The sequence below is a fragment of the Thermosyntropha lipolytica DSM 11003 genome (assembly GCF_900129805.1).
Lineage (GTDB): Bacteria > Bacillota > Syntrophomonadia > Syntrophomonadales > Syntrophomonadaceae > Thermosyntropha > Thermosyntropha lipolytica.
In genome coordinates this window covers 97,953-108,851 of the sequence record NZ_FQWY01000003.1, presented here as the reverse complement: position 1 = coordinate 108,851, position 10,899 = coordinate 97,953, and the positions used below count along the sequence as shown (strand labels likewise).

General features: G+C 47.6%; 9 protein-coding genes. All 9 read right to left on the bottom strand.

Annotated features, from left to right (window positions below; all coding sequences use genetic code 11):
- Window positions 1–222, bottom strand: a 222-nt coding sequence (locus tag BUB92_RS01310) for an Rpn family recombination-promoting nuclease/putative transposase (RefSeq protein ID WP_143156827.1), incomplete at its 3' end; no start/stop codon positions are given.
- 451 nt (window positions 223–673) lie between these two features.
- The gene (locus BUB92_RS01305) at window positions 674–1,447 is read right to left on the bottom strand and encodes a slipin family protein (RefSeq protein WP_073089129.1); all 774 of its coding nucleotides are present in this window, start codon (window positions 1,445–1,447) and stop codon (window positions 674–676) included.
- Complete coding sequence (locus tag BUB92_RS01300; protein ID WP_143156826.1) at window positions 1,444–2,790, bottom strand: NfeD family protein; 1,347 nt, start codon at window positions 2,788–2,790, stop codon at window positions 1,444–1,446. Before BUB92_RS01300 ends, BUB92_RS01305 begins: the two co-directional genes overlap by 4 nt.
- A 271-nt stretch (window positions 2,791–3,061) precedes the next feature.
- Complete coding sequence (locus BUB92_RS01295) at window positions 3,062–5,515, bottom strand: N-acetylmuramoyl-L-alanine amidase (RefSeq protein WP_073089126.1); 2,454 nt, start codon at window positions 5,513–5,515, stop codon at window positions 3,062–3,064.
- 156 nt (window positions 5,516–5,671) lie between these two features.
- Window positions 5,672–6,700, bottom strand: coding sequence for a hypothetical protein (locus tag BUB92_RS01290; protein ID WP_073089125.1), 1,029 nt, complete (start codon window positions 6,698–6,700; stop codon window positions 5,672–5,674).
- A gap of 111 nt (window positions 6,701–6,811) precedes the next feature.
- On the bottom strand, window positions 6,812–8,263 hold the full coding sequence (locus BUB92_RS01285; RefSeq protein WP_073089123.1) for an MBOAT family O-acyltransferase: 1,452 nt from the start codon (window positions 8,261–8,263) through the stop codon (window positions 6,812–6,814).
- Window positions 8,264–8,366: 103 nt separating this feature from the next.
- Complete coding sequence (locus BUB92_RS01280; protein WP_073089121.1) at window positions 8,367–9,449, bottom strand: LCP family protein; 1,083 nt, start codon at window positions 9,447–9,449, stop codon at window positions 8,367–8,369.
- Window positions 9,450–9,462: 13 nt separating this feature from the next.
- Entirely contained in the window at window positions 9,463–10,530 is a 1,068-nt protein-coding gene (locus BUB92_RS01275) for a glycosyltransferase family 4 protein (RefSeq protein ID WP_073089120.1), read from the bottom strand.
- 99 nt (window positions 10,531–10,629) lie between these two features.
- The gene (locus BUB92_RS01270) at window positions 10,630–10,809 is read right to left on the bottom strand and encodes a hypothetical protein (protein ID WP_073089118.1); all 180 of its coding nucleotides are present in this window, start codon (window positions 10,807–10,809) and stop codon (window positions 10,630–10,632) included.
- Window positions 10,810–10,899: the final 90 nt, after the last annotated feature.

Sequence of the window (10,899 nt, the reverse complement as noted above, 5' to 3'; positions counted from 1 at the left end):
ATATACCTCTTCTCCTTCCCCCAGTCCTGCCCTAAAGAGCAGGTCAGAATAAGCCTCCTTAAGCTCTCCGCTTATAAAGCTGTCTTTTTCCAGCTTTAAGTTTTCTAAATCGATTATCTCTTTAATTTCTTCTGGCAGTATAATCTCCATAAGGCTGGCTGCTAGCTCAGGGTTTTCTATTACTTCTTTGAAGTATTTGTCATCTATGTTGCGTATATCCATAAGGATACGGTTCCTTTCCTTAAGAATAGGCTTTATAAACTATTTTCTCTTTTATTGTACCATAAAAAGTAAATTTTTTAAGGGGATTTGTGGTGCAGAGTTTTCAAAGTCTACAATTTCAAAACTCCTGACTTTATCAGTTAACCCCTTAAAAAAGCCGGAAAACAGGCTTTCATAAAAATAAAAGTGGGCAAATTGTACCCACATCTGGTATATATATCGAATTTTATTACTCTTCAGAATACCAGGTCTGTTTTTTTGATCTGCCTGGCATCTGATCTTTTCCTTAATTCAGGCTCTTCTTTAACTCCTCTATCCTCTCTACTGAAAGCCCGGGTAATCAGAAGCCTGAACCAGTACCCGGCATTTTCACCCTTCCTGACGGCTCCCTTCTTTTCAAGTTGTTACGATTCGTAACAGTTTTTAAAAAAAGAACCGTCCCCAAATGAAACTATTCTTTTTTCTCCCCTGCCGGCTGGGTAGCCGGGAAAAGGCTTCGCAATTCCATGGGTACCGGGAAGAGTACAGTGGTGTTGTTGGAATTAGCAACTTCGGTTAAGGCTCTGAGCATTCTTACAGTTAAGGCCCCTTCCTGTTCGCTTAAGATGCGACCAGCTTCAGATATGAGCTGCGCTGCCTGTTTTTCCCCTTCGGCCTGGATGATGGCAGCCCTTCTTTCTCTTTCGGCCTGGGCCTGCTTGGCCAGGGCTTTTTGCATTTCAGTCGGCAGAACCACATCTTTTATTTCGGTAGATATCACTTTTATGCCCCAGGGATTGGTTGTTTCATCTACGATCTGCTGGATGGTCTGGTTCAGCTTTTCCCGCTCGGATAAGACTTCATCCAGTTCCGCAGTACCGACTACGCTGCGCAGGGTAGTCTGAGCCAGCTGGTTGGTGGCCAGGTGGTATCTTTCCACATTGACGATGGCTTTGTCCGGTTCGACTACCCGGTAGTAGAGAACGGCATTTACGGTACAGCTTACATTGTCTTTGGTTATTACTTCCTGGGGGGGAACATCTACTACTACGGTACGCAGGGAAACTTTTTCAATGCGGTCGATGAAAGGGATGATGAGAAAAAGCCCCGGGCCTCTTACCCCTACCAGCCTTCCTAAGCGGAAAAGAACCGCCCTTTCGTATTCAGGGACTATTTTCACCGACATGCTTAAGATAAATATCAGGATTATAATTAAAGAAAGATATTCAACTAAAGCGCCTATCATTTTTCAACCTCCTTGTCTTTTTTTTCCGCCGGGCTTACTATAAGCTGCATGCCCCGGCGACCTACTACTTTTACTTTTTTTCCCTCCGGAATATTTTCCCCATTTTCGGTGCGGGCATTCCATATTTCGCCATATACTTTTACCATGCCTTCCGGGTTGAGCTCTCTTACTACTACTCCGATTTCCTGTTTCATTTCCGCTTCTACTTCGACCGGCGGCTTTTTACGCAGCTTTATCAGGCTGGTTAAAATCAGGAGCACAAAAAGCGCGGTTATTACCCCTATGCTTACGGCAACAAATTTAAGTCCGCTAAACCATTCACCTGGCATCATGGGCTCCACCGGCAAGAAAATAATTCCCAGAACAAGGCTTATCACTCCTCCCGTTCCCAGTATTCCGTAAGTAGGGGTAAAGGCCTCGGCAATTAAAAGGCCTATTCCCAGGAGTATAAAGATGCCGGCCGCAATATTGATTTCAAATAGGCCCAGCCCGTAAAGGCCCAGCAAAAGACATATGGAACCCAAAACTTCGGGCAGGAAAAACCCGGGTGAGTTAAATCCGGTTATCAGGCCGTAAATGCCAATCATGATGAGGATTACGGCTATCTGGGGGTTGCTGACCAGGTCGGTTACTTTTTCTTTTACGGTTTTTTCGACCGGAATTATGCGGGCATCAGCCGTTTGCAGGCTTTTTTCCCCTTCCGCAGTTTTTACCTTATAACCATTGATCCGGGCTAAAAGGTCATCTAGGTTATCCGCTGTTAAATCGATTATACCCTTTTCTAAAGCCCGGTCATAGGTTAAACTCAAGTTTTCGGTGACAAATTTTTCGGCCACATCCCCCGGCCTTCCTTTTTGTTCGGCTATGCTGCGCATGTGCTGGGCCAGGAAGTTTATGGTTTTCTGGTCCGCCGCCTGGGGAGCTTCGGCCGGATTGGAAAGGGCAACCGGCATGGCTGCTCCGCAGGTTGTTCCCGGGGACATGGCGGCAATATCGCCGCTTATCAGGATAAAGGTGCCGGCAGAAGCGGCAATGGCTCCTTTAGGGGCAACATAGGTTATGATCGGGATGCGGGAATTAGTCATCCTTTCTATCATGTCCAAGGTGGCATTTACCAGTCCCCCCGGGGTGTTGATGAAGATTACCAGGGCTTCGGCCCCTTCCTTTTCTGCTTCATCTATCGCCCTTATCACATGCTGGGCGGTGCCGGCTGTAACCATGTTTTCGATTTTTACCGTGAATACCCGGGGATTTTTGGGGTCAGCTTTGATGGCCTGGGGAATACAGAGCAGAAAAAGCAGGATAAGTATTAAAAATTTCTTCCTATATCTTATTGATTTCACCTCCTTGGGCAAGAATGAGAAGAAAGAAGTTTTATAAATAGGTTTTCCAAAATCATGCCATATTTATGCCTGTTTGGCAAGGGAAGATGTGAGCACAGGGGAATGGTTTTTTTGCGCTGTTTTCCGTTAAAACAGGAGCAAAAGCTATCGCGCAGCGATTTCTTTCTTCCCGGCTTTTTAAGAAATCTAAAAAATCGTAGCCCTGTATCCCCTGTTTAATCTATTTCGATTCGTAACAGTTTTTAAAAAAAGAACCGTCCCCAAATGAAAATTATCTTCGCGATTTCATATATCTGTCTATTCCTTCGGCGATGGCCTCAGCTGCCTGTCTCTTGAAGTAGTCGGATTTAAGGAGCATTTCTTCTTCCGGATTGCTGAGGAAAGCTACTTCACAAAGTATAGACGGCATGTTCGTATTGCGCAGGACGGAGAAGTTGGCCTGCTTTACTCCCCGGTCAGGACGGTTTAGCCTTCTCACCAGCTCTCTTTGCACATAGGTGGCCAGGTCTTCCCGTTCATCTTTCTGTATGAAAAGATGAGGCCGGTCAGCCGGGGCATAGAAATAGGTTTCTATCCCTTTCGCCTCGCGGTTGGTGCTGGAGTTGTTGTGAATGCTTACAAATACGGCTGCATTAAGCTGATTGGCCATAGCCGCCCTTTCTTCCAGGCTTACAAAAGTGTCATCCGTCCTGGTGAACTCGACCTGATAGCCTTTGGCCTTAAGTATCCGCCCTGCTTCCAGGGCTATTTCCAGATTAGGTATTTTCTCCATATAGCCGCTCGGGCTTATGGCACCGGTTTCTTTTCCTCCATGTCCTGGATCGATGACAATAAGGTTCTGGTTGCGAACCGGTACCGCATCTTTTCCTACTATCATTACGCTCAGGATATTGCCATCGCCGCTCTTTCCGGTGCTGGAGCCGCCTATGCCTCTGGTCTGAATTACTGCCGTTACTCCGTCATTTTCCTGGGTAAAAGTTACCCTGTCGATGACTTTGCCGCCGAAGCGGTATTCGCGGGAAGCCCTGCCCAGGGTTACATGTTTCAGTTTTATTTCTATCCTGTCCCCGCTTATTACCCGGGTATATTCAGCTTCGGTAAGGGTAGTTATAAGTACCCTCTCTCCGGTGGTCCCGAAATCTTTTTTCTCTACGGCCATGATGAAGTTGGGAATAGTTATTACCCTGGTCCTGCCGTTGTTTTCGGTATAGGTTTGATACTCTATTCCGTAAGGTATTTCTGCCCTTATCACCGCCTTGCCCTCTTCATTTACCCCTTTTACCTCGAAAAGCTCAGAACCTACCGGCTCTTTTATGTAGTTTAAGCCTTTGAGTTCCATACCCGGGAAGGTATAGGTAAGGGTGCGGCCACTCTGGATGATTTCAGGCTCTACCGCTTTTCCGGCCTCTATCCTGACGGTTATCCCCTTGTCATCGCGCAGGCGTGAAAGGCGCACTTCATTTACTTTTGCTATTTCCGGCTCTTCCTGCGGTTTATTTTCCTGCTCCGGCTGTTTTATGGCATCGGTATTCTCCGGACTGGCTTCTTTTTCCAGGCTGCTGTTGCTGTTTCCTGGTTCAGATACAGGTTTCTCCGGGACAGATTCAGTTTTTTCCCATACCGGTTCCACTACCCAGGAAGCTACCCATAAGGTTTTCCCTCCCCGGCTTACCTGGTACCAGCCTTCTTTCGCCGCCAGAACCGGAAGGGTCTCTCCAGCAGCTGCCTGTTCGGCCACGCTGAAACTGGTGCCGGCTCCCGTGCGCAGGTTGGTAAGGGATGATGTCTTTACATAGGGCGGAAAGGCAGCAGGGTTAGAGGCTGGCGGCGGAGAGGTTATCCTCACCGTACGGGTGCTCCCTTCCCATTCTACCTGGCCGCCGAAGGCTTCGCCTACGAAACGAAGGGGGGCCAGGGTGCGTCCATTTACGATTTTCGCCGGCACATCAATAGGGACGGTTTTTCCATTTACGGTAGGGGAAGTAGACCCAATTGTCATGACTACCGTAGTTTCCCCCCGGGTGGAGATAACGGTGCGGGTATCGCTCCTCCATTCCACCCTGGCTCCCATAGCTTCAAAAATGGCCCGCAGGGGGACTAAAGTGCGACCACTGTCTATCATCGGCGGCACATCAAAGGAGAGGAGTTTTCCGTCCAGATATACCTCAATCTCGCCTGGCTTTCCTGCCGGTGCAGGCACGCTGGCATTCCCGGCCGGACTGGAAGATGCGGTTATTTTTTTGGCCAGGAAGGAAGCGACATAAGCAATATTTCCGGTTTTAGTCCTTATCCTGTACCAGCCGTCAAGCTCTTCTAATACCGGGAAAACTTCTCCCTTTAAAGCCTGTCCGACTATGGCATGGGAAGTTCCCGGCCCGCTGCGCAGATTGGCACTTCCGGCTGTAATCCTGATACTGAAGGAAGCTGGCTCGGATAGGGGACTTAGAAGATCGCTTCTTATCCAGCCATTTATATTTTTAAAGCTTACTTCCGTCCAGCCGTTTATCGTCTGGCCCGTTTCCACCTCGGTATCCTGGTAGATATTGCCTATAATATCGTAGTTGGTACCGGGCCCGGAACGGATGTTTACTACACTTCCGGTCACTTTAGCCTTGCTGGCCTGGGCTGGAAGAGGCAAGGCCAGGGTTAAGGAAGTTATGAGGAATAAAAATATGGTCAACAGGAGGTATTTTCCATTCCGGCTGCGTATAAGGCTCAATTTCAAGTTCCATCTCCCCTTTTATTAGCTTTCGTTTCTGCTCCTTTTTAACTTTTTCGACATTTAATGGTATATTCCTTTTCCTCGGCACAAAATCCCTTTTATTTTTATATAAGCTCAAGGCAGGGTTTGGCTTGCACCAGGCGGAAAAAATATTTTGGCCTATCTTAAGGCTTGTTTTTTCAATACCTGGTCGATATTATCCCGGGTAAGCTTTACCCCGAAATCATCCGGCAGGCCTCTTTTCTCTCTGCCCAGCAGACGCTCGGCGATCCAGGCTCCGACATGAGGATAAAAATGGCTGGCATCATAGTAGTTGGCCAGACTGGTAGTTACGGAATTGGGATAGGAAAAGTGGTAAACCTCCCCGAATACCTCGACATTTTCCCGCAGCCACTGCTGATAATAAGGAGTAAGGTTTTGTTCTTCGATAAGCTCAAGCAGGGGCAGGGATTCCGGGGTGGTAAAAACGATAAACCGGGTATGCGGGTTGGCTCTTTTCAGCTGGCGAAAAGTTTCGGCATAGGAAACATAAGTATAGTCCCGGTACAGCCTATCCCGGTAAACGGCAACCGCATTTTCGATTTTAGCCTTTCTTTCCTCCTCGCTGAGCCTGCGCAAGTGTTTTACCAGGCGGCGGTCATAGAAATAATCCACCGGATAAGAACGGGCGGCGGCCAGATAATTTTTCCGGGACAGTTTATAGGTGTCATAGGAAAAAAGCATCTTGTAGCGGTAGCCAAAGCTTTCCGCCTGTTTTATATAAAATGCCGGTTCTTTTATCGGCGAAGGCAGCTCTTTGTTCTGATTGGTAGTCCAGAAATCAAGGCCGATTATTATATAGTCAAATTCCTTGCCCCTTTTCTTTTTAGCATATTCTATATAGTCATAATACTCTTCCGGCAGCATATTGTTTACCCCATAGTTGTAAACTTTTAAGCCGGAAAAATCATAGGGATTGATGTAGGTAACCCGGCTGCTTCCTAAAAGCAGGGCATCATAGGCAAAAGGATGGAATTTTACATAATTCGTCTTCTGGGCTCTTTCGTCAAAAGGCATCTGCACCTGGTTATAACGGTGGCTGGGGCCAAAACACCAGTGGGGATCTATATACCAGTTGAAACCGGCTACAGCCAGGAGAGAAAGCATGACAAGGGCAAGGGTACTGAAAAACCAGGATTTATAACTCATGATAAGCCTCCTTATCTTCAGGGTTGGGCGGCCAAAACCCACTCGGTAAGCTCTGGCCTTTAAGGGTTATTTCGAATCGAAATAGTTTTTAAAAAAAGAACCGTCCCCAATTTAAAAATTGAAGTAGAGAAACTGGGTTACATTGGTCAGGTGGAGTATGCTGACAAAGGCTAAAAAGCCTGCCAGCAAGGCATAAGCCAGTTTCGGCTGCAAGCGGTCTTTCATTTCTACCGAATTGGGCAGGAGCAATACGGCAAGAAGAGCCAGGGTTATATATATAGAAGCTTCCAGGGTATTCTGCAGGGTAAAGCTCCCGTAGGGATAGGAAAGCTTATCCAGCAGGGGAAGTTTTCCTTCCAGATTGGCGGGGAGAAGAACCCCATTTAAACCTGCCATGCCTTTTAAAACCTTGAGGGCATCATCAAAAGTTTGTGCCCGGAAAAATACCCAGCCGGCATTGACGAAATTGAAGGTGATAAGCCAGGCCAGGAAAGAAGGCATTTTTATCCCGGTTTTCCGCCACAGGCGGTGGATGATAAGAGCTGCTCCGTGCAAAAAGCCCCAGAAGACAAAGTTCCAACCGGCTCCGTGCCAGAGGCCGCCGATCAGGAAAGTTATCATCAGGTTGCGGTAGGTGATAACCTCCCCCCGGCGGTTGCCGCCTAGAGGAATGTAGATATAGTCCCTCAAGAAACGGCTCAGGGTCATATGCCACCGGCGCCAGAATTCCTGAATGTCAAGGGATTTATAGGGGGAATTGAAGTTTACCGGCAGCTTTATATTGAAGAAAAGAGCCGCTCCGATGGCCATATCGGTATAGCCGCTGAAATCAAAATACAGCTGGAAGGTATATGCCAGGGAAGTAATCCAGGCTTCGAAAAAAGTAAGATGGGAAATGCCGTCAAATCCCCAGTTGGCCCAGTAGGCAAAGGTATCGGCCACCATCACTTTTTTAAAAAGGCCGATGCAGAAGATAAAAAGGCCTTTAGCCATGTTTTCATAATTTATATAGCGGCTGCGCTCATTTCTGAACTGGGGCATCATCTCTTTATGATGCACGATAGGCCCGGCAATGAGCTGGGGGAAAAAGGTAATAAAAAGGGCATAGTTCAAAAGGTCGTACTCTCTGGCCTCTCCCCGGTAGGCATCCACAATATAGGCGATCTGCTGGAAGGTAAAAAAGCTTATGGCCAGGGGAAGAGCAATATGCAGAAGGGGAAGATTGCTCCTAAGGAGATAGTTGATATTGCTCAGGAAAAAATCAGCATATTTATAATAGCCCAGAAGGCCGATATTGAATAAGAGGCCGGCGATGAGAAAAAGCCGGGCTTTCTCCTTGTCTTTTCCGGTAAACTCCCCTATTTTTCTGCCCAGAATAAAGTTTACCCCCAGGGAAACCAGGATCAGGGGAAGATACCTTATATTCCAGTAGCTGTAGAAAAAAAGCGAGGCTAGTACCAGCCACAGCTTGGCCCCTTTTTCATACCTGAAAGCAAGCAAAAAATATCCGGCAAAGGCTGCCGGCAAAAAGGCGAATATATAGACATAGGAATTGAAAAGCACTTTTTCCTTCTTCCTCCTTGTCTTCCTGCGGAAGGGATAAGGTTAACATCGCTAAATAAATACTTCGATTCGGAATAGTTTTTAAAAAAAGAACCGTCCCTAATTACAAATAGCCATCACTGCCGGTAAAGGAAGGGGTATAGCTTCCTTGCTCGATCGCACCGGGCGTGCTGTGGCCCGGGCTGGGAAGCCTGGAGCGCTCAGATGAGATTTTTTCTTCCTCTACCCGTTTGGCCACCTTGCCTCCGGAAGTATAAAATCCGGCCGGAGGCTCGCTTACTACGGCCATAGTTTCCCCGGCAAAAAGTTTATCCAGTATGCCGCTTATCTGTCTTTTGTCCGCAATCCAATAGCTGGCTACCATCACCCCATGGCTGTTGTATTCATCATAAAAGTAGCCCGGCAGGGTCTGGGTGATGATGGAGTCAGCGCTAAAACGGGGAGCCCAGCTTGCCAGCTTAAGCATATCCCTGACCCCCATATCAGTTTCCACATATTTGTTAACCTGTTTTACAAGGGTCGGCAGTTTGGCCAGGGTTTTCGGTTTTAATACTTCATCAGCCAGGGCTTTGATGAATTGCTGCTGCATCTGGGTGCGGGCAATATCGCCCTGGATATAGCCCCGGTAGCGCACAAAAGCTAATGCCTGCCGGCCATTTAGCCTCTGCACTCCTGGATATAGATCTATATCTTCGCTCGGCTTGTACATGCGCTGGGGAACTTCAATGGTAACCCCGCCTAGGGTGTCGATGATTTCTTTAAAACCGTTGAAGTCAACGGCCACATAATAGTCAATATCTATATCCAAAAGCTTTTCCACCGTTCTTACCGCATAGGAAGGCCCGCCTACCATGTTGGCAGAACATATCTTGTCGACCGGGCTTCCCTTGATCTCTACCCGGGTATCACGCGGTATGGAAAGGACCACCGCCTTTGACAAAGCCGGGTCGATGGAAACCAGCATCACGGTGTCGGAACGGGCATTCGTCTCTCCCGGCCTTTTGTCTATACCCAGGACCAGGATGTTTACGCGCTCGCCTTTTTCATAATTATTATCTGCATCTGTATTTTCTTCTATCCCTGCTAAAGGGAGCCATCTGGTTATAAAGGCTCCCAGGCTGAAAAAACTGCCGAAAACCAGGCCGGCAGCCAGCATTAAAATTAAATATCCTTTTATCTTGGCCATATCTCCTCTTCCCCTATCCGTTAAAGCGATTGACTTCTTCCTGCCTCCAGGAGGCTTCCACCCTTACTTCTCCTCTAAATAAGCCTATGCGCTCAGCAGCTATTATTACCAGAACCAGAAAAGCTCCTAGCACCCACAGGGCCTTGGGACTGCTGGTAAGGCTTAACACTACGGCTACCCCGGCAAAGACAGCGCTTATGCCATATATAACCAGGACGCAGCCGCGGTGGCTCAAGCCTAAAGCCAGGAGCCGGTGATGCAGATGATCCCGGTCAGGCTTAAATATGGGAACCCCCCGGTTTACCCGGCGCACGATGGCAAAAAAGGTATCAAATATGGGTATGCCCAGTACCACAATGGGCAGGAACAGGGAAATAGCCGTAGCCCCTTTGGCTGTTCCGCTTACTGCCAGGCAGGCCAGGACAAAACCTAAAAAATTAGAACCGCCATCGCCCATAAAGGTCCTCGCCGGATGAAAGTTATAGGGCAAAAAGCCCAGTATGGCCCCTACCAGCAGAAAAGAAGCATAAAATACCGGCATGTTCCCCTTCAAGAGAGCGATCGCCCCCAGGGTACCTGCCGCGATAAGGGATACCCCTCCGGCCAGTCCGTCCAGGCCGTCGATAAGGTTTATGGCATTGGTTACCCCGATTATCCATAAAAGGGTTACCGGGATGCTGAGTATCCCTAGGTTTAACATCCCGTCAAAAGGGTTGGTGACAAAGTTTACGGTTATTCCGCAGTAAACAGCAACGGCAGCCGCTGCCATCTGCCCGATGAGCTTTATCCAGGCTTTTAGTTTGAACAGGTCATCCAGCAGACCTACGATGAAAATTATGATGCCTCCATATATTATCCCCCGAAAAGGAAAAGCCAGATCAGGCATAAACAGCATTCCCAGCATGAAGGCAACAAAAATGCCTAAACCTCCCAGCCGGGGCATGGTGCGCTCATGCACCTTGCGGGGGTTTGGGTTGTCAATTGCCCCCAGGGCAAAAGCCAGTTTGATGCTTAAAGGCACAGCGACAAAAGAGATTATAAAAGCCAGGATGATAACCAGTATATATATATCATAATACATGCTGCCGACATCTCCCCAACGCATAAAATACTAGTGTAATTCTAGCACTAAGCATAAGGCTTGTCTATATGGGGGAGAAAACCAGACATGGCAAAAATTCTACTCTTTTTCCCGCAGTTTTAAGACAAGGGGCAGCAAAAGCCCGGCCCCTGCCAGCATCCCTTTTAACAGAGTTATTTTTAAGGGATAATCATTCACGGCCAGGTCAAAACTGAAATAGAAAAACACGATTATGCCCAGGTAAAAAAAGATTCCTGCACGCGGTTTCTGGCTTCTCATAAAGCTCCCCTTTTAAAATTCTGTTCACTAACTAATATACCAGATGTTATAAAGCTGCTGCTAAATAAAAAAACAGAACAGGAAGCATTT